This window comes from Rhodococcus cercidiphylli, from assembly GCF_033042225.1.
Classification (GTDB): Bacteria; Actinomycetota; Actinomycetes; order Mycobacteriales; family Mycobacteriaceae; genus Rhodococcoides.
In genome coordinates this window covers 663,189-682,562 of record NZ_JAWLKE010000003.1, presented here as the reverse complement: position 1 = coordinate 682,562, position 19,374 = coordinate 663,189, and the positions used below count along the sequence as shown (strand labels likewise).

Here is a 19,374-nt window from a genome sequence, read left to right as displayed (position 1 = left end):
CGGTGGCACACACGACGGTGCGTGCCACCGCTTCACCATGCCGTCGTTGACAGGCCGACCTCCATATGAGAGCGGCTCCGCCGCATGTGCGCGAGGTGCCTTCGGGTCGTTCCGCAGGCTCCACTCCCCACTTCGACCCCTGCTACGAGACCGGAGTGGAGCCTGCGGAACGACCGCAGGCTCCGCCGTGCACCTGCGAGGTCACGAGCGCCAGTACGTCGCCGGCACGCAGGTCGGCGGGCAACTCCACCGGACTGACGCAGCGTCGACCCGGGCCGTGCACGTCGACCTTGACCACCGCGCCCACCGAATGCCGATTGACCACCACGGCCTGGCGCAGATCCCCGAACTCGGCGTCGACGCCCACCTCCCCGGCGATCACCGAACGCACCCGAGTCACCAGAATCGAGCCCCACTGCACCGGAGTGCCCTGCGCATCGGCCAGGTCCTCCAACGCAACGCCGTCGACGGTGATGCGGCCGCACACACAGTGCGTGTCGGCAGGCCAGAGCGCTGGATCGCACCGCGCAACATAGGCGGCACCGAGGGACGGAAGCATGTCGAGAAGTGTCATGAGAAGCAGTCTTGCTCCGCGCGGTGGCGTCGAACAGAGGTGTTGACGCAATCTTGACGGCACCGGCGGGAAATTTGACGACTTCGGCTCGCGATGCCCTCTACTGTACCCACTGGTACATTCAGTCGGGTGATTGCAGACGACGTCTACCGCCGCGGCCGAGCCGGCCTGCCCTCGTGGATCACCGATCACGACGGCCGCCGCACCGAACTTCCGATCGCGCGCTGGATGGGCGGAACCCATTCGACGATCGAAGACATCAGGGCGGACGAAGCCTCGATCGCTTTCTGCACCGGCCCCACCCTCGATCTCGGCTGTGGACCAGGGCGTTTGACCGAAGCTCTCACCCGCGCCGGCGTTCCCGCTCTGGGAGTCGATACGTCCTCGGTCGCTGTGGAGATGACGAACCATCGCGGCGGTCTCGCGTTGCAGCAGGACATCTTCTGCGCGATACCGGGCGCGGGCCAGTGGTCACACGTGCTGCTCGCGGACGGCAACATCGGCATCGGCGGTGACCCGGCCGCTCTTCTGCGGACGGTTCGCTCGCTGCTGCACGAGACCGGCACGGCCGTCGTCGAAGTGGATTCGGCGTCGGGTGTCGACGATCGGAACCGAACGGTCCGATGGGAAACCGACGACTGTGTAGGCGAATGGTTCACTTGGGCCAGCGTGGGCGCGAGCGCGCTGTACGCGCTGGCGGTCACAGCGGGCCTGCGCGCCCGCCGGACTGTCGAATCGAACGGACGAGTATTCACCGAACTCGCTGTTCACAGCATCGACCGAGGAGTCGGAGACCCGTGAGCAAGGAACTGCCGAGAACAGCCAAGGGCAGACGAACCAGAGCGGCGATCGTCGATGCGGCCGCGTCGATGATGTACACCCACGGCGTCGCCGGAACGACTCTCGACGACGTACTCGCCGCGTCCGAAACCGGAAAATCACAGCTCTACCACTATTTTTCCGACAAGTCGGACCTGGTCGAAGCCGTGATTGCACGTCAGCTCGAACGCGTCCTCGCCGCCCAGCCGCGCCTGGCCCACATCGACAGCCTCGAGGACATCGACGCATGGGCCGCCGAGATCGTCCGCAATCACGAACAACCAGGGGGCCCGTTCTCGTGCCCCCTCGGTTCGCTCGCTGCAGAACTCAAGAACGACGCGGCGTTCGTCCCCAGCCTCCATGCCGCGTTCCGACGCTGGGAACAACCGCTGGAACAGGGGCTTCGCCGCATGATCGACCGAGGGGAACTCGATGTGTCGACCGATCCGGCCGCTGCTGCCGCCACGCTGATCGCGTCGCTTCAGGGCGGAATGTTGATCGCCCGCATCGCGGGCGATGTCCACCCACTGCGCGACACTCTGGACGCGGCCGTAGCCGCGGTCCGTCGCCGTCGGACTCGACACTGACACCGACCCTGGCGAACGGGCTCGAAGTGCGCTAACCTCGACCTCACAGTTTGTACTAATGGGTACAAAATTGGAGACGGGAACCAGAATGCAGCGACTTCCCACGTTCCGTAGCCCGATCCGCGGCGTCTGGTTCACGTCGGTCCTGGCGTCCGTCCTGCTCGTCGCCCTGCCGATCGTGACGATCACCGGCTTCATCTCCTGGGCCGCATACGGCCCGCAGTTCGGCCAGGCCATGCCAGGCGACGTCGGGTGGCTACGAATTCCGTCGTTCGACTGGCCGACCGAGCCCGCCTGGCTCTATCGGATGACCCAGGGCCTGCATGTGGGACTGGGACTGGTCATGGTGCCGATCGTGCTGGCCAAGCTGTGGTCGGTGATCCCGAAACTGATCGAGATGCCCCCGGTTCGCAGTGTCGCGCACCTTCTCGAGCGAATCTCGTTGCTGGCGTTGGTCGGTGGCATCCTCTTCGAGATCATCACCGGTGTGCTGAACATTCAGTACGACTACATCTTCGGCTTCAGCTTCTACACCGCCCACTACTGGGGCGCCTGGGTGTTCGTCGCCGGCTTCGTCGCCCACGTGGCGCTCAAGCTGCCGACCATGGTGACCGCGTTGAGAACGCGGCCGTTCCTGGAATTGATGCGCATTCGAGTCGCCGACACGGTGCCCGATGCCGACGACGAATCAGGGCTTGCTGCAACCGATCCCGCTCCGGCGACGATCAGCAGACGCGGAGCTCTCACACTCGTGGGCGGTAGCGCACTGTTCGTCGCGGTCCTCAGCGTTGGGCAGACGACGGGCGGACCACTGCGCTCGGCGGCGATCCTGCTGCCTCGCGGACGCTCGTACGGCGACGGCCCCAACGACTTCCAGATCAACCGCACCGCGCAGTCCGCAGGCGTCACCGATGCGCAGACCGGCGATGCGTGGCGGCTGACCGTACTGGCCGGCGGTACCGAGGTAGTACTCACCCGAGCTCAACTCGAGCAGATGGACCTGCACACCGTCGAACTCCCGATTTCCTGCGTCGAGGGCTGGTCGACGGTGCAGACGTGGACCGGAGTTCCGCTGCGAGATCTGGCGGCACTCGTGGGTGTCGATGCCGTCGATACCGGTGAGGTGCGGTCGCTCGAACCCGTCGGGTCGTTCAACCGCGTCACCTTCGGAGGACACCAGATGATGCATCCGGATTCACTTCTCGCACTGAAAGTGAACGGGGCCGACCTCTCCCTCGATCACGGCTATCCCGCTCGCATCATGATGCCGGCGATACCCGGAGTGCACGCCACCAAGTGGATCGAATCCGTCGAATTCTTCGAGGAGCGAGCATGACAACGTTTCGAGCCAGGTACGGCGCAGGACCGATGCATCTCGCGGTCACGGCCGGCTGCCTCGCCCTGGCCGGCGCGGTCGTCCTGACGATCGGCTTCCCTGCACTGTGGAACACCGATACGTGGTGGCAGTCCATCGGACTCTGGTTCGTCGGGGCAGCGGTGGTGCACGATGCGATCCTGTTTCCGCTGTACGCCGTGCTGGACCGGACGCTGGTCGCTCGTCTGGGCAGGTTCGTCAACGCGGTCCGCATCCCCGCGCTCGGGGCGGGTTTGAGCCTGCTGCTGTTCGCACCGGGGATCTTCGCCCACGGGAGCGAAACGTACGAGGCCGCGACGGGTCTGACGCAGGAGCCGTACTTGATGCGATGGCTGCTGTTGGTAGCGGGGATGTTCGCGGCCAGCGCCGCGTTCTACGGCGGCCGCGAAATACTCAGGCAGAGGCGTCGACGCGATCTTGACGTGCACCGGGCACGGTTGCACGCAACGACCGCCGGTCGACGGGATTCCGCCGGTCGTCGCCGGTAGTGAGCAACCCGGCCCGCACCACGCAGCCCCGAACTACGCTCCACAACATGAGTGGCGAGTATCGGCAGGCCTTCGACGACAGTATCGACAACCGCGAGCAATTCTGGCTCGACGCCGCGGCGGGAGTCGACTGGGACACCCCTCCCACCAGCGCGTTCGACGGCACTCACTGGTTTCCCGGGGCCCGCCTGAACACGTGCTACAACGCGCTCGATCGGCACGTCGACGCAGGACACGGCGACCGGACCGCGTTGATCTACGACTCGGCGATGCTCGGACTCACCCGCAGCTACACCTACGCCGAACTTCTCGACCACGTCGCTCGATTCGCCGGTGTGCTGCGTGAGCAGGGCGTCGGACCGGGCGACCGCGTGGTGATCTACCTCCCGATGATCCCCGAGGCCGTCGTCGCGATGCTCGCGTGCGCTCGACTCGGCGCGGTGCATTCGGTGGTGTTCGGCGGCTTCGCAGCCAAGGAGCTGGCCGCGCGAATCGACGACGCCGAGCCGGTCCTGCTGATCACCGCCAGCGGTGGGTTCGAGCCGGGTCGCGTCATCGAATATCTGCCGCTGGTGCAGCGCGCCCTGACGCTGACGACCGCGAAAGTCCCCGCGGTGATCGTCAAGACCCGCGAGGGAATCCCCGGCAGTCACGACTGGCTGGACTGGGACTCCCTCATCGCCGACGCCACCGCCGCACAACCGGTTTCGGTGCTGGCAACCGATCCGCTCTACATCCTCTACACCTCGGGTACGACCGGTAAGCCCAAAGGTGTGGTGCGCGACAACGGCGGTCATGCCGTCGCGCTGACATGGTCGATGCGCAACATCTACGACGTGGGTGCCGGTCAGGTGATGTGGACCGCGTCCGACGTCGGCTGGGTGGTCGGGCACTCGTACATCGTCTATGCGCCGCTGTTCGCCGGTGCCACAACGGTTCTGTACGAGGGCAAACCCGTCGGGACTCCCGATGCCGGCGCGTTCTGGCGGGTGATCTCCGATCACGGTGTCCGTGCCCTGTTCACTGCGCCGACTGCACTGCGCGCCATCCGCAAGGTCGATCCCCATGCGGCCGAGCTGGAGAAGTACGCCGTCTCGTCGCTCGAGACTCTGTTCGTCGCAGGTGAGCGTCTCGATCCCGATACGTACGAATGGATTTCGCGAACCCTGGACCGGCCCGTGGTCGACCACTGGTGGCAGACCGAAACCGGGTGGGCCATCTGCGCCAATCTTCGTGGTCTGGAACCACTTCCGATCAAGTCGGGCTCGCCGACGGTGCCGGTGCCGGGGTTCCAGGTCGGTATCCTCGACGCCTCGGGCAATCCGGTGGACGCAGGCACCGAGGGCAACATCGTCGTGAAGCTGCCGCTGCCACCGGGCGCGTTGGTGGGGCTGTGGAACGACGAATCACGTTTCCAGCGTTCGTATCTGGATACGTTCCCCGGGTACTACCTCACCGGCGATTCGGGCTACATCGACGCCGACGGCTACGTCTACGTCCTCGGCCGTAGCGACGACGTCATCAACGTCGCCGGCCACCGTCTGTCGACCGGGTCGATGGAAGCCGTGCTCGCCGGTCACCCCGCCGTGGCCGAATGCGCGGTGATCGGCATCCACGACGACCTCAAAGGCCAACGCCCCAGCGGGTACGTGGTACTCAAGGCCGGCGAGCAGATCACCGAGGAACAACTGCGCACCGAACTGGTGGCCATGGTCCGCGATCAGATCGGTGCCCTCGCCACGTTCCGCGACGTGACGATCGTCGGAGCCCTGCCCAAGACCCGCTCGGGCAAGATCCTGCGGAAAACGATGCGGCAGATCGTCGCCGGTGAGGAATACGGCGTGCCGTCGACCATCGAGGATCCGGCAGTCCTCGACGCACTGGAGAAGCTGCTCGGCAGATAGGCGGCGGTAATACGAGCAACCATGGCCGAAACCCGCGCGCCACAGAAAGCTCCCGCGCGATAGCGTCGTCGACATGACAGATCTCGACACCCGTCCCGCGGTGGATTGGCTTGCGCTCGGAGCCGTCACCGTCACGGTGATCTCGTGGGCCTCGGCCTTCGTGGCGATTCGCGGCGTCGGCGAATCCTTCGGAGCCGGTCCGCTCGCATTGGGCCGGTTGCTGATCGGATCCGTCGCGCTCGGTGCGAGCGTTCTGGTCAGAAGGCAGTGGGTCAAGCCGAACCGCACACAGTGGCTGCAGATCATCAGCATCGGCGTCTTCTGGTTCGGTATCTACAACATCGCCCTCAATGCCGCCGAGCAACGCGTCGACGCCGGCACGACGTCGATGATCATTCAGATCGGTCCGATTCTGGTCGCCCTGTTCGCGGGTCTGCTTCTGGGCGAGGGCTTTCCGAAGTGGTTGGTGATCGGAGCGGGCATCGCGTTCGCCGGGGCAGTGATGGTCGGTGTCGTCACTGCCGTCACCACCACGTCCACGACCAAGACAGACGCTGACTTCCTGGGCATCGCACTGTGTCTGGTGTCCGCGGTGACCTACGCCATCGGAGTGCTCAGCCAGAAACCGGTGCTGCGCACGATCCCCGGACTTCAGGTCACGTGGATGGCCTGCACCATCGGCGCAGTGTGCACGCTGCCGTTCGCACCGGCGCTGCTCGACGACCTCGGGTCCGCTTCTGCCGGTGCCACAGGCGGATTGATCTACCTCGGCCTGGTACCGACAGCCCTGGCGTTCAGCACCTGGGCCTACGCGTTGACGCGAATGAACGCAGGCAAGCTCGGCATCACCACCTATGCCGTTCCGCCGATCACCATCACACTGGCCTGGTTGCTACTGGGCGAGGTTCCGCATTACCTCGCTGTGGTGGGCGGAGTGATCTGTCTCGTGGGAGTCGGATTGTCCCGCAGAAGATAGGGGTCACTCCGCAGGCTCCGCTCGAGCGCTGAGCTCTCACAGCGCCTTGAAGCGCGCGATCGCCACTTCCCGCTCGTGTTTGTGGTCGACGATGGGCTCCACGTAGTCCTTGGGTCGCCCGAACTTCAACGTGTGCACGGCTTTTCCTTCTTCGCCTCGCAGCTCCGGCACCCAGCGCCGCACGTAATCGCCGGTGGGGTCGAATTTCTCGCCCTGTGTTATTGGGTTGAACACGCGGAAGTACGGCGAGGCGTCGGTGCCCGTTCCTGCAGTCCACTGCCAGCCGTGCTGGTTGTTGGCCAGATCGCCGTCCACGAGATGCTGCATGAAGTAGCGCGCACCTCGCCACCACGGCAGGTGCAGATCCTTGACGAGGAACGATGCGACGATCATGCGGACCCGGTTGTGCATCCACTTCTCCGAGTTCAACTGCCGCATACCGGCATCGACGATCGGGAAGCCGGTCTCGCCCTTGCACCAGGCCTCGAACAACTCGTCGGCGTGCTTGCCCGAGTCGATCTCGATCTTGTCGAACTTCTTGACGTAGTTCTCTCGGGCGCTGTCGGGGCGCTGGAACAGGATGTCGGCGTAGAAGTCTCGCCAACAAATCTGCCTGCGATACGACGCTGCCCCTTCGCTGCGCAGCTTCCCGAGGTCGGCCAGCATCGTTCGTGGATGAATGGTTCCGTACTTGAGATGCACCGACATCCGGCTCGTCGAGTCGAGGTCGGGACGATTGCGCTCGTCGTCGTACGCCGAGACCTCCTCGAGGAATTCCTTCCACTGCTTCGACGCAGCCTTCTCACCGGCTGCCGCGTCGGACGCCTCTTTCTCGGTGGGAATCTTCGCCCGCCGAACGCCTTTCACATCGTCCGGGTCGATCCATTCCACGGTCTTCGCGGACGTGTCGGCCGGTCCGCGCCACCCGTGCTCCAGCCATTGCCGGGAGTACGGCGTGAACACCTTGTACGGTTCGCCGTCACTCTTGGCGATCCGCCCGGGTGCGATCGCGTACGGGGACCCGGTCTCGACCAGAGTCACCTTCTCGCCGACGCGCTTGTCGCGGTCGCGTCCGTACGGGCCGTAATCGGCGCTGATGTGTACGTCCTCGGTGCCGATCGCCTTCGCAACCTTGGGGACCACGGTCTCGGGGTCGCCGTGCACCACCATCAACCGGCCGTCGAGCTGCTCGTTCAATGCTTCGAGCGAACGGAACAGGAAATCCTTGCGCGGCCCGCCCGAGGGCTTCAGTAGACGGTCGTCCAGTACGAACAGCCCGAGCACCGGATCTCCGGACTCGGCAGCGGCGGTGAGTGTGGGCAGATCCCCCAGACGGAGATCACGGCGAAACCATACGAGCGACATGGTTCCAGTCTTACCCACCGACGCGGTCGGCAATCACAGCCCGCTCTCGGCCGAACTCTCAGAGAACCGCCAACGATGGCTCACCATGGCCGCAACATGTGGCTCTACCTTGGGAAACACAGAAGAGAAAAGGAGAACACCATGACGAACACACGCCCCTTCCCCGGCGCTCTTTCCCTGGTGGACAGCACCTGCACCTTCGAGAAGTACTACGAGCAGCTCTACGCCAAGGCACCTGCACTCGCCTGGTCACTCGATGCCGACACCGGCCGCCGCAGTGCTCTGGAGGAGTTCTTCGCCAAGACGCCTGCAGAACGCCGAAGCACCGTCGACAGCTGGGTTGCATAGCATTGGAACGGTGACCGAATCGTCGAGTGCCCCCGCCACCGTCCTCGTCGTCGACGACGATGTCGACGTGCTGTCGTCGCTGCAACGCGGACTGCGCCTGTCCGGGTTCACAGTCATCACCGCATCCGACGGCGCGGAGGCGCTCGGCGTGGTGTCGCGATCGATGCCCGACGCCATCGTGCTCGACATCAACATGCCGGTCCTCGACGGCGCGAGCGTGGTGACCGCGTTGCGCGCCATGGGAAACGACATCCCGATCTGTGTGCTCAGTGCCCGCAGCTCGGTGGACGATCGCATCGCCGGGCTCGAATCCGGTGCCGACGACTACCTCACCAAACCGTTCGTGCTGGCAGAGCTGGTCGCACGGATTCGCGCCATGCTGCGTCGTCGCGGCACCGGTCCGGTTGTGCCGGTTGCAGATTCGGGTACACCGAACACGGCTGTCGCAATCGGAACCCTGGTGGTGGACATCCCGGGCTACCGCGTTCATCGAGGTGGAGCCGACATAGATCTGACCAAGCGCGAGTTCGAGTTGCTCGCGATTCTGGCCCGCAACAAGGGCGTCGTCCTCACGCGTGAACGACTGCTCGAGCTGGTGTGGGGCTACGACTTCGTCGCCGACACCAACGTCGTGGACGTGTTCGTCGGATATCTGCGACGCAAACTCGAGGCCGACGGGTCGCCGCGCATCCTCCACACGGTTCGCGGAGTCGGCTTCGTCGTCCGGGACGCCGCATGAGCTTCTCTCTGCGCGCCCGCGTGGCCGCCGCTACGACCCTCGGTGCCACCCTCGTTGTCGCCGCACTCTCGGTGGTCACCTCGGTCGCTATTTCGCGCAACAACGTCAACCAGCTCGACGAGCGGCTGACGACGGCATCTCAGGTGCTGATCCCGACCTCGACGACGCTGGAGGCGTTCCTCGATCAGCTCTCCGGCGCGTTCGCCGTCACCATTCGCAGTGGCGACATCGTCGTCGCGTCCACTCCGACACGGCTGCCCGCGCTCGAGACCGGGTCGCAGACCGTCGACGTCGACGGGCAACGCTTCCGGGTCTACACCGCTGTTTCGACCGCGGTGTCGTCCATCTCGATTTCCATCGGCGTGCCTGCCATCGAAGCGCAACAGGTCACCGACGAACAGCAGCGGCAAGTGATTCTGCTGGGACTCGCTGCGATCGCAGTGTCCACCGGCCTGGGCTGGCTCTTCGGTGGCAGAGCCGTCAAACCGTTGGTGACGTTGACCCGGCAGGTCAGCGCGCAACCACCGACCGCGCCCGAAACCCGCACCGGTGTCACCGAAGCCGATGCGCTCGCGGTCGCCATCGGCGGCATGTTGACCAGACTGAACGAAGCACAGGACCGCACCAATGCCGCGCTCGACACCGCACGCGACTTCGCGGCCGTCTCCGCACACGAGCTGCGGACCCCACTGACTGCGATGCGCACCGACATCGAGGTGCTCAGAACTCTCGACCTCGAGCCGTCGCAGCAGCAGGAGATTCTGGGAGATCTCGAGCGGACGCAGGGTCGAGTGGAGACGACCCTGACCGCCCTGGAACGACTCGCGTCGGGCGAATTGTCCAGTGAGGGCGACAGAGTCGAGACCGACATCATCGACGTCTGCGACGTCGCAGCCCAGGATGCGCAACGACTGCATCCGGGACTCGACATACGCGTGGAGTACGCCGCCGACTCCGAGATCACGATGCGCGCACTGCCGACCGGTCTTCGGCTGGCCGTCGACAACGTGATCGGCAACGCCGTTCGACACGGCAACGCGACGTCGATCGTCATCACCGCCGAGCGCGAGGGCAAGACGGTACGTGTCCTGATCGACGACAACGGATCCGGCGTTCCCCTCGACGAACGCGAGACGGTGTTCGGCCGGTTCGAGCGCGGCACCCGAGCCGCCAAGGGCGGCTCCGGGCTCGGCCTGGCATTGGTGGCGCAGCAGGCCGAATTACACGGTGGGCGTGTCTACTTCACCGACAGCCCGCTCGGCGGTGCCCGATTGGTGCTGGAGCTGCAGGACAGCTGAAGTTCGGCAGTCTTTACGCGGGAGAAACCTGCGGGCCCATCCGAGCCGTGGATCATGTACCCATGCACACGTTGTCGGATTTCTTCGTCCCCACCATCGACATCTCGCCGTACGTTCTGGGTGACGCCACCGCGGCAGGCGACGGGGCTGCCCGACGCAGCGTCGCGGCGGACGTCGACTACGCCTGCAGCACAGTCGGTTTCATGCAGATTCTCGGGCACGGCATTCCCGAGGACACCGTGGCCGGACTCGCGTCGGCGATGGATTCGTTCTTCGGACTCGACCTGGCGAAGAAGCGAACCTACATCTGCCCACCCGAAGTGAATCGGGGATACACCGCTCCGAAGAGCGAATCGCTGAGCCTGAGCCTGGGAGTCGAATCGGCGTCGGGCATGAACGATTACTTCGAGGCCTTCAACGTCGGCACCGGAGAACCGAACACCTGGCCCGACTCCACGGAGTTCCAGCGCGCCGTCGACGAGTACTTCGCCGAGGCAGCACGCGTGGCCCGGACGCTGACCACAGTGTTCGCCGACGCACTCGGCGTGTCACCGAATACGTTCTCCGACATCACCGGTCGATCGCTCGATACCCTGCGGATGAACAACTACGCGCTCGAACCCGGCATGCATGTGCAGGACGCCGAGCTCACCGGGATGAGCGAACACACCGACTACGGATTGGTGACGGTGCTGTGGGCCGATCGAGTGCCCGGCCTGCAGGTTCTCGGAACCGACCGACGGTGGCACGACGTGCAACCCGCCGACGGAGCCATGTTGGTGAACCTGGGAGATCTGACGGCCCGACTGACCAACGATCGCTGGATGTCGACGCTGCATCGGGTGCGTCCACCGATCACCGATGGGACGATCCAGCGCAGGCGATCTGCGGCGTTCTTCCACGACGGCAACCTCGACGCGGTGATCGCGCCACTGCCGTCGTGCATCGAGCCCGGTGACGTGGCCCGGTACGAACCGGTGACGGTAGCCGGGCACATTCACGCCAAGCTCGCGGGTTCCCGAGAGGGAACTGCCAATCCCGCGGCAACCCGCGAAGCCGAGCGGGTACGCAACGCCGTCGGCGGCCCTGCAGTTATTTGACGTCGAGCAGATCGATGACGAACACGAGGGTCTTGCCGGAAAGACGGTGTCCTGCACCGGCGGGACCGTAGGCGAGCTCCGGCGGAATGGTGAGCTGACGACGTCCGCCGACCTTCATTCCGGGAATGCCGTCCTGCCAGCCCTGGATCAGTCCGCGCAGCGGGAACTGGATGGACTCGCCGCGGTTCCAGGAGGAGTCGAACTCTTCTCCCGAATCGAACTCGACGCCGACGTAGTGCACCTCGACGGTGCCACCGGCCACTGCCTCTGCGCCGTCACCCTCGACGAGGTCGACCGTCACCAGGTCCAAGGGCGCCGGTCCGGCCTGAAATTCGATCACTGGCTTCGTCACTGAAGTCTCCTGCGGTTGATGCCGGCCCGCCGACGCCGGCTGTCTATCTCTGGGCATATACCGTTTCGACCATACGTCGTGACGCTCAGCCGATCGGAGCTGGCATCAAATTCGTCTTGTATTCGCAGGTCAGAGTATTGCCGGTGGCTGGGTCGGTCATCTCGACCTTCCAGGCGTCGGAGAACTGATTCACCCCGTGGTGCATCGAGATGGTGCCCGAGATCAAAACCGTTCCACGCGAAAACAAGCCACGTTCGGTGAGCACATCGAGCCAGTACTGCGGCGCGAGAAGATCACCGAGCGTTCCGGTCTGGATGAGCGTGCCGTCGGCCCAGGCGGTCAACGTGATCTCGTCGAGTCGATCGACCACCTCGGACAACCGCCACGCGCCGGTGCCCAGCACGTCGGGAGCGGCGTTCTTGCTCCACGCGACGCTGTGAACTTCCAGGTCACGGTCGGTGTGATCGCACGCCACGGTGAGCAGCACGTCGTCGATCGTGTCACCGAGGATCACCAGAGCCCACTCCGCCTCGCCCGACGTGCGACCGTGTTGGACGGCGACGGAATCGGTCTGCTGCGCCAGATACGGCGAGATGGGGTACAGCGCCGGGGTCACCGTCGGAGCGGGGACACCCAGTTCGGCCAACTCCGCGATGTGCGACGCCACCTCGTCCTGGTTGCGTCCGGCATATCCAGCATTGAGCAGGGCGGTCACCTCTAGCGATTCGGTCGAGCCGTCGGGCAGCGTGAACGTGAGCATCAGTAAGGACCCTCTCCTCGTAAATTTTCTGTTTCCGATACGCCGAAAGCCTTGCGCATACGTCTTGTATACAGCAAGTATGGAGCACGTACAACGGATAGAGTGATCCCAGGCACACGAAGGAGTCGTCATGACCGAACCTGTTTCGGTGGATAGAAAGGGCCTGGCCAAGGCCTTCGCGGCCAGCCTGACCGGAACGGCATTGGAGTGGTACGACTTCGCCGTCTACTCGGCCGCCGCAGCGCTGGTGTTCCCCCTGGTCTTCTTTCCGGACAGCGATCCGCTGACCGGGACACTGCTGGCCTTCTCCACCTACGCCGTCGGGTACGTCGCCCGGCCGGTCGGTGGATTCGTCTTCGGGCGCCTCGGCGATGTCATCGGCCGCAAGCAACTACTCGTCATCACGCTGATGCTGATCGGCGTCACCACGTTCGCCATCGGCCTGATCCCCGGATACGACACGATCGGCATCGCTGCGCCGATCATCCTCGTCACCATGAGGTTCTGTCAGGGTGTGGCCGTCGGCGGAGAATGGGGCGGCGCGGTTCTGCTCTCCAGCGAATACGGCGATCCACGCAAGCGCGGCTTCTGGTCGTCCGCCGCGCAGATCGGACCACCGGCAGGCAACCTGCTCGCCAACGGCGCACTCGCGATACTGACTCTGTCACTGACCGACCAGCAGTTCGAGTCCTGGGGATGGCGAGTGGCGTTCCTCTTCTCGGCCGTACTCGTCGGATTCGGTCTGTGGATCCGCTTGAAGCTCGAGGACACCCCGGTGTTCAAGGCGCTGCAGGAAAGCGGCGATCGATCGGAAGCCCCGATCAGCGAGGTGTTCAAGACCGAACTGCGGCCACTGGTGGCGGGCATCATGTCCCGCGTCGCACCGGACGTCATCTACGCGCTGTTCACCGTCTTCTCCATCACCTACGGCACGCAGAAGTTGGGCTTCGAACGCAGCGAGGTGCTGACCGCCATTCTGATCGGATCGGCGTGCCAGCTCGGTCTGATCCCGCTCGCCGGAGCGGTGTCCGACCGCATCAATCGGCGCCTCGTCTACGGAATCGCAGCGGTGGGCGGCGTTGCCTGGAGCGCGATCTTCTTCCTCGTCATCGGCGGCGGATCCCTGCCGCTGCTGATCCTGGGTGTCGTTGTGGGACTGGCGTTCCACTCGTTCATGTACGGGCCGCAGGCTGCGTTCGTCACCGAACAGTTCAGCGTGCGACTGCGATCCACCGGCAGCTCGTTGGCCTACACGATCGCCGGTGTGTTCGGTGGCGCAATGGCACCGCTGATCTTCGTCTACCTGCTGGACAGAACGGACAGCTGGGTGCCGATCGCGGGATACATCGTGATCGTCGGTGCCGTGACACTCGTCGGTCTCGCACTCGGTCGCAACCCCGACCCCACCGAGGACGAGCACTACGTGCTGCTGGGCCAGGAGCGCGAAAAGGCTACGCGCGCAGCAGAGTCTGAAGTGTGACCTCGAGGTGAGCGTCGATCTTCGCGTGCACCAGGTCCTCGTCGCCCGCACCGAGTGCGTCGATGATGGCCTGGTGCTCGGCGCACACCCGGTGCTGACGGTTCGCCGCGGTGAACAACGCGCTCAACCCGACCCGAAGCTGGCGAGCCCGCAGTCCGGCGTACGTGCGCGAGAGCAGATCGCTTCCCGCCGAATCGATCAAACTCTGATGGAACGTGCCGTCCCAGTCGATGAACTGCTTGGGTGCATCTGCGTCGTCGGAGTTCATCAGCAGTTCCTGCTGCGTCAACGCGTGCCGCATCTGCGTGATCGGCGCGTCACCGGCTCGCAGCGCACGGGTGGCCGCGTGCCGCTCGAGAACTCCGCGCAGATCCATCAGTTCGGCGATCTGGCGTCCGGACATCGCCGGCACGTGCGCGCCCCGCTTGGGCACCATCTCGACCAGACCCTCGGACTGCAACATCAGCAACGCTTCACGAACCGGGGTACGGGATACTCCGATCTGCGTCGCGAGTTCCTGCTCGTTCAGAAAAGTGCCGGTGGCGGCCGGTGAGGACAACACCTGATCGCGCACGTACTGGTACGCCTTCTCCCTCCCCGACAGCGGCTGCATACGATATGTATACCTGTCTTCCTCCGACGAAACCAGGAGTCACACCGTGAGCTCGTCCATCCGCATCAGCCTCGCCCAGATCACCAGCGGCCAACAGCCCGCCGAGAACCTCGAACTCATCGCCACCCACACCCGTGCCGCAGCGCATGCGGGATCGGATCTCGTCGTGTTTCCGGAGGCGACGATGCGCTGCTTCGGCGGACCCATCCGAAAGTTCGCGCAGCCCCTGGACGGTGAATGGGCGAACGCGGTGCGCACCATAGCGTCCGACGCGGGCATCACCGTCGTCGCCGGAATGTTCACCCCTGCCGCGGACGACAGGGTCACGAACACATTGCTCGTCACCGGACCCGGTATCGACGCGAGCTACGACAAGATCCACCTGTTCGACGCATTCGGATTCGCCGAATCCGACACAGTCGCACCGGGTTCGGAGCCTCTCGTGGTGGACATCGCCGGCGTTCGGGTCGGCTTCGCCACCTGTTACGACATTCGATTCCCGGCACTGTTCCAGAAACTCGGTGATCTCGGCGCGGAAGTCGTCGTCGTCCCGGCGTCGTGGGGATCGGGCGACGGCAAAGTGGAGCAGTGGACCCTGCTCGCGCGGGCACGTGCCCTGGACTCGACGACGTTCATCGCGGCCTGCGACCAAGCCGAACCCGCTGCCGCCGAGGGCAATGCACCGTTGGGCGTGGGACACAGCATCGTCTGCTCCCCCACCGGCGAGATCCTCGGGCAACTCGACGCGACGCCCGGCATGCTGACGATCGACATCCACACCGAACTCGTCGACGCCGTGCGTGCAAACCTGCCGGTATTGAAAAATCGCGTCACCTTCGTGTGACCGATCCTGCTCGGTGCAGGTTCGGCCTTTCGTGAGACCTGGCGCTAGAACGCGGTTTCGAGTCACCTCCGCCGTGAAAACGTGGTGTGATGTCGCTTGTCGAATCGGAGAAGTGACGGGGCACTTCCATCGTTTCAGAAGGAGACGACGATGGTGCAGGTCAACCGACGGGATGCGTTACGACTCGGGTCGATCGCGGCGATGCTGGGTGGGTTGACGTCAGCGACGGCATGCTCGAGCAACGACGCCGCGAACAGCGACACCGGTACCGATCGATCGTCTTCCCCCAAACGCGTACTCGTTCTCGGTGCAGGCATGTCGGGTCTGACTGCCGCACTTGCCTTGCACCGGCGCGGTCACGAGGTGACGGTTCTCGAGGCTCAGGACCGAATCGGTGGTCGCCTCATCTCCGTCGAATTCGAGAACGGCCAGTTCACCGAGGGCGGTGGAGGGCATTTCCGGCTGAACATGCCGTTGGTCACCGGCTACGTGAGCACCCTGAAGCTCCCCATCGTCGCGATGAACGACGGCGCTCCCGAATATCTGATAGATGGCCTGCGCGGCAACAACACTCAGCTCGATCGTCGACCCTGGGACCTACTGGAGTCCGAACGTACCGTCGAACTGAGTTCCATGCTCACGAGCTACTTCGTGCCGCTCGGCGCAGATTTCACCACCGTCATCGACCCGGAGTGGCCCGATGCGGCCGCCGCCGACAAGTTCGACGGATTCACCGTTCGTGAATTGCTCGCCGACGCCGGTGCATCGGACGATTTCGCCAAACTCGTCGCAGCCCAGGCCGGCGGTTTCACACTGGAAGTCAGCGTTCTCGGTTTGCTTCCCGACTTCGCCTACCATTTCGGCGACCGCAACTTGTACCGCGTGCGGGGTGGAAACGAGCGGATACCGCGCGCCCTCGCCGAAAGGCTCCCCCAGGACCGCATCCACATGGGCTCTCGGGTGGTGGTCATCGACCAGAGCGGTTCGGACGTCAAGGTGACCACAGCGGACGGTCGCGAATGGACTGGGGACGAGGTCATTTCGACGATCCCCTTCACCGTCCTGAAGGACGTCGACATCCGACCGGCGTTGCCCGATCGAGCCCGTCAGGTGGTCGACGGCATGGTGTGGAGCGACATCGTCAAGGTGTATCTGCAGACCTCGAAACCGACGTGGCTCGATTCCGGTGTGCGAGGTTGGCCCGTGGCAGCTTCCGACCGGCCGTGGGAACGACTCATCGACATCACCGGCAACGAGCCGGGCGGGCGCGGGAACGCGTTCTTCTACCTTTCCGGTGCCAACGCAACGGCCTATCTCGCGCAGCCGAAAGAAACCCGCGCACGAGATCTCGTGAACACCTTCAACGCCGACATGTCCGGAATGATCGAGGACGTCGTGGAAATCGGCGAATTCTCCTGGCCCGATCAACCCTGGATCAAGGCCGCCTTCGGCGACACGCCTCTGGACGGCGGCTGGATGCTGGACGAGATGAAAAAGCCTGTGGACCGGCTGCACTGGGCCGGCGACTTCACCACGTTCAAGTCGGGCTGGGTCGAGGGTGCGATCGAGGCGGGCCTCCGCGCCGCACGCCACATCGACCCCATGGCACCGGCCGAACACGAGGTCCTCTGAACGAGACCACGAGCCCCCATCCGCGATGACATGCCCACTCTTTCTCTCGAACAAGGACTTTCGACGATGAATCGACCACCACTTCCGGCGCGCCACGATGGAGCCGCGCCGAAGTACGCCGCCTGCGGCGAGCAGTCATGACCGGAAGCACGCTTCCCGATACCGGTCACAACGCCTGGAGGCGAGGCCGACCGACGTGGGCGGCGTTGGACGCAGAGCCGTTGATCTACGGCACCGTGATCATCATGACCGTCATGGTGGTCGGGGCGGACGATACTGACGTCGATTTCGGTGACGCGACAGGAATGGTCCTCGGGCCGATGGTCGCGACCGCCGTCGCGCACCTGTTCTCGTCGTGGTTGGGGTACGTGAACAGCCACCACCGCATGCCCGACGGTGCCGACAGACGTCATCTGCTCTGGCACTCAGCGCATTTCCTACTGCTGACGGTGGTGCCGCTCATCATCATCGGGCTCGGACGTGTGAGCGGTCTGTGGTCGGCGTACGGCGCACTCGACACAATTTCCGATCTCGCATTCCTGTTCCTGCTCGTCCTCGGAGCCGCCAGCGGCTGGCATGCGAGCAAGAGACGATGGCGTGGGGCAATCCTCGGAGGCCTGGTTGCCATCGTCGTCGGTTTGATCGTCACAGTTCTCAAGGTCGTACTCGAGCATTGACAACCGAAGAAGAGGATCCGATCATGGTTCTCCGCTCCGCCACTGCGCCCCGCCGCCGCTGGGCCACAATGGCTTTCGCAGTCGCATTCGTGCTGACGGCGTGTTCTTCACCTCAGGAAGGGTTCACCGAGATGGACCCAGGCTCGGGCACGCTCATGGCCTCGTCCGGCTTCGACGTCCGGCGGGACGGCTTCTCCTTCCCCAACTGGGGACCGCCGACAGCGGAGCATGGCCAAGGGCTCACACCGGCCTCGATGCAATCGCTGTTCGGGGATGTCGTGTGCACTCCGGGAACCGAGAGCGACCGATGCGTTCTCTCGCCGATGGGACGGGTGACCTCGGAGGTGTTCGAGAACGGAATGAACGGTGGTCATTGCTTCGGAATGGCCGCGGTCGCAGGGTTGGCCTACCGCAACTCGATCGACACCTCGTCCTTCGTCGCCCCGGGAGCAACACTGTTCGATGCACGTCCCTCCCCCGCGACCGATGCCGTGATCGCGCGCTACTTCAACACCCAGGAGGTCGAACCGACGGCCGACTCCGAGATGTCCGCACCTGTGGACGAGGTGATCGATCGACTCACTACCGCGTGGGCCGAAGGGCAGGACTATCTGCTCGCGTTCTACACCGAGGACGGAACGTCCGGCCATGCCGTGACACCGATCGCGATACGCGATCTGGGCGACAGCACACGCGGAATTGTCATCTACGACAACAACTATCCCGGCGTCGAGAAGATGATCGTCACCGATACGGCCGCCGATACGTGGTACTACACCACCTCGGCAGATCCCGCCGACGACAGCTACCTGTTCTCCGGTACCCCGGACAATCAGCTGAAGTTGTTTCCGCTGGCCGAGATGACCGGCGTTCATCAGTGCCCCTCCTGCACGGAGGTCGGTGCGCAGGACCAGGACTACCTGGTGCTGGTCACCGACAACACCAACGATCCGGTCGATCTGACCGATGTCGAATGGAGCTTGTCGGTGTCCGACAGTGACCGGGTGCGACGGTCCGCGTTCATCAACAACGACAACACAGCGTTGCTGGAGGCCTCCATCGATACACCGATGCGGCTGACGCTCTCCGACGTCGCGGACAACGAGCGCGATGCCTCGATCGACATCTCCATCCTGTCCGACGGTTGGGTGGTTCGATCGACCTCCCTTCGCCTGCCTGCGGGCGCGTCGATCGTCGCCGAGATCAGCCCTACCGAGCGATCGATGACGCTCACGACCGACACCCCCACCACGAGTGATTACACCGCCGCCACCGAGGATGCTCGGGGATCGCGGTCCGCATTCGTCAGCACCATCGACCTACCCGTCGACGGCGAGCTCGTGGTCGGCCCGACGGATACCGATACGTTGCGCCTCACCGACGGTGCAGGACAGGTGCTGCGGGAGGTAGCGATGACCTGACCACGAACTCGAACTCATGGAC

General features: G+C 64.5%; 20 protein-coding genes. 15 read left to right on the top strand and 5 right to left on the bottom strand.

Annotated elements, in window-relative coordinates; all coding sequences use genetic code 11:
• Positions 1–142: 142 nt before the first annotated feature.
• On the bottom strand, positions 143–574 hold the full coding sequence (locus R3P95_RS10395; protein ID WP_188078536.1) for a type III PLP-dependent enzyme domain-containing protein: 432 nt from the start codon (positions 572–574) through the stop codon (positions 143–145).
• 129 nt (positions 575–703) lie between these two features.
• Between R3P95_RS10395 and R3P95_RS10390 the strand changes: the two genes are divergently transcribed.
• The 6 genes from R3P95_RS10390 to R3P95_RS10365 all read left to right on the top strand — a co-directional run bounded on the left by R3P95_RS10390 (position 704) and on the right by R3P95_RS10365 (position 6,723).
• The gene (locus tag R3P95_RS10390; protein ID WP_317548280.1) at positions 704–1,375 is read left to right on the top strand and encodes a class I SAM-dependent methyltransferase; all 672 of its coding nucleotides are present in this window, start codon (positions 704–706) and stop codon (positions 1,373–1,375) included.
• Positions 1,372–1,980 carry a TetR/AcrR family transcriptional regulator gene (locus tag R3P95_RS10385; protein WP_176460368.1) on the top strand — a complete coding sequence of 203 codons (609 nt, stop codon included), beginning with the start codon at positions 1,372–1,374 and terminating at the stop codon, positions 1,978–1,980. Before R3P95_RS10390 ends, R3P95_RS10385 begins: the two co-directional genes overlap by 4 nt.
• Positions 1,981–2,068: 88 nt before the next feature.
• Positions 2,069–3,316, top strand: a complete 1,248-nt coding sequence (locus R3P95_RS10380; RefSeq protein ID WP_317548279.1) for a molybdopterin-dependent oxidoreductase — start codon at positions 2,069–2,071, stop codon at positions 3,314–3,316.
• Positions 3,313–3,843 (top strand): hypothetical protein, encoded by a 531-nt coding sequence (locus R3P95_RS10375; protein WP_317548278.1) that lies wholly within the window; start codon positions 3,313–3,315, stop codon positions 3,841–3,843. Before R3P95_RS10380 ends, R3P95_RS10375 begins: the two co-directional genes overlap by 4 nt.
• 47 nt (positions 3,844–3,890) lie before the next feature.
• A complete protein-coding gene (locus R3P95_RS10370; protein WP_149405063.1) occupies positions 3,891–5,747 on the top strand; it encodes a propionyl-CoA synthetase in 1,857 nt (618 codons plus the stop codon).
• Positions 5,748–5,820: 73 nt separating this feature from the next.
• Positions 5,821–6,723 (top strand): DMT family transporter, encoded by a 903-nt coding sequence (locus tag R3P95_RS10365; RefSeq protein WP_317548277.1) that lies wholly within the window; start codon positions 5,821–5,823, stop codon positions 6,721–6,723.
• Between the two features lie 36 nt (positions 6,724–6,759).
• Here R3P95_RS10365 and R3P95_RS10360 read toward each other — a convergent pair whose 3' ends face one another.
• Positions 6,760–8,088, bottom strand: a complete 1,329-nt coding sequence (locus R3P95_RS10360) for a cryptochrome/photolyase family protein (protein ID WP_317548276.1) — start codon at positions 8,086–8,088, stop codon at positions 6,760–6,762.
• A gap of 141 nt (positions 8,089–8,229) precedes the next feature.
• Between R3P95_RS10360 and R3P95_RS10355 the strand changes: the two genes are divergently transcribed.
• From R3P95_RS10355 to R3P95_RS10340, 4 genes are all read left to right on the top strand, one after another.
• The gene (locus R3P95_RS10355) at positions 8,230–8,436 is read left to right on the top strand and encodes a hypothetical protein (RefSeq protein ID WP_068047758.1); all 207 of its coding nucleotides are present in this window, start codon (positions 8,230–8,232) and stop codon (positions 8,434–8,436) included.
• Positions 8,437–8,446: 10 nt separating this feature from the next.
• Positions 8,447–9,175 carry a response regulator transcription factor gene (locus R3P95_RS10350; protein ID WP_188078535.1) on the top strand — a complete coding sequence of 243 codons (729 nt, stop codon included), beginning with the start codon at positions 8,447–8,449 and terminating at the stop codon, positions 9,173–9,175.
• On the top strand, positions 9,172–10,473 hold the full coding sequence (locus R3P95_RS10345) for a sensor histidine kinase (RefSeq protein ID WP_188078534.1): 1,302 nt from the start codon (positions 9,172–9,174) through the stop codon (positions 10,471–10,473). Before R3P95_RS10350 ends, R3P95_RS10345 begins: the two co-directional genes overlap by 4 nt.
• A 62-nt stretch (positions 10,474–10,535) precedes the next feature.
• Positions 10,536–11,573, top strand: coding sequence for an isopenicillin N synthase family dioxygenase (locus R3P95_RS10340; RefSeq protein WP_317548275.1), 1,038 nt, complete (start codon positions 10,536–10,538; stop codon positions 11,571–11,573).
• Here the strand turns inward: R3P95_RS10340 and R3P95_RS10335 are convergent.
• Complete coding sequence (locus tag R3P95_RS10335; protein ID WP_032377394.1) at positions 11,566–11,925, bottom strand: FKBP-type peptidyl-prolyl cis-trans isomerase; 360 nt, start codon at positions 11,923–11,925, stop codon at positions 11,566–11,568. The two genes, R3P95_RS10340 and R3P95_RS10335, sit on opposite strands and share 8 nt — an antisense overlap.
• An 85-nt stretch (positions 11,926–12,010) precedes the next feature.
• Positions 12,011–12,685, bottom strand: a complete 675-nt coding sequence (locus tag R3P95_RS10330; protein WP_317548274.1) for a DUF2848 domain-containing protein — start codon at positions 12,683–12,685, stop codon at positions 12,011–12,013.
• Positions 12,686–12,815: 130 nt separating this feature from the next.
• Between R3P95_RS10330 and R3P95_RS10325 the strand changes: the two genes are divergently transcribed.
• The gene (locus tag R3P95_RS10325) at positions 12,816–14,165 is read left to right on the top strand and encodes an MFS transporter (protein ID WP_300522907.1); all 1,350 of its coding nucleotides are present in this window, start codon (positions 12,816–12,818) and stop codon (positions 14,163–14,165) included.
• Here R3P95_RS10325 and R3P95_RS10320 read toward each other — a convergent pair.
• The gene (locus tag R3P95_RS10320) at positions 14,137–14,778 is read right to left on the bottom strand and encodes a GntR family transcriptional regulator (protein WP_068047784.1); all 642 of its coding nucleotides are present in this window, start codon (positions 14,776–14,778) and stop codon (positions 14,137–14,139) included. The two genes, R3P95_RS10325 and R3P95_RS10320, sit on opposite strands and share 29 nt — an antisense overlap.
• A 58-nt stretch (positions 14,779–14,836) precedes the next feature.
• On the opposite strand from R3P95_RS10320, the gene R3P95_RS10315 reads away from it, so the two are divergent.
• The 4 genes from R3P95_RS10315 (at position 14,837) to R3P95_RS10300 (ending at position 19,352) form a co-directional block, all read left to right on the top strand.
• The gene (locus R3P95_RS10315; RefSeq protein WP_317548306.1) at positions 14,837–15,622 is read left to right on the top strand and encodes a carbon-nitrogen hydrolase family protein; all 786 of its coding nucleotides are present in this window, start codon (positions 14,837–14,839) and stop codon (positions 15,620–15,622) included.
• Positions 15,623–15,772: 150 nt separating this feature from the next.
• Positions 15,773–17,254, top strand: coding sequence for a flavin monoamine oxidase family protein (locus R3P95_RS10310; protein WP_317548273.1), 1,482 nt, complete (start codon positions 15,773–15,775; stop codon positions 17,252–17,254).
• A 137-nt stretch (positions 17,255–17,391) separates the two neighbouring features.
• Positions 17,392–17,931, top strand: coding sequence for a hypothetical protein (locus tag R3P95_RS10305; RefSeq protein ID WP_149405052.1), 540 nt, complete (start codon positions 17,392–17,394; stop codon positions 17,929–17,931).
• 23 nt (positions 17,932–17,954) lie between these two features.
• Complete coding sequence (locus tag R3P95_RS10300) at positions 17,955–19,352, top strand: hypothetical protein (protein WP_317548272.1); 1,398 nt, start codon at positions 17,955–17,957, stop codon at positions 19,350–19,352.
• Positions 19,353–19,374: the final 22 nt, after the last annotated feature.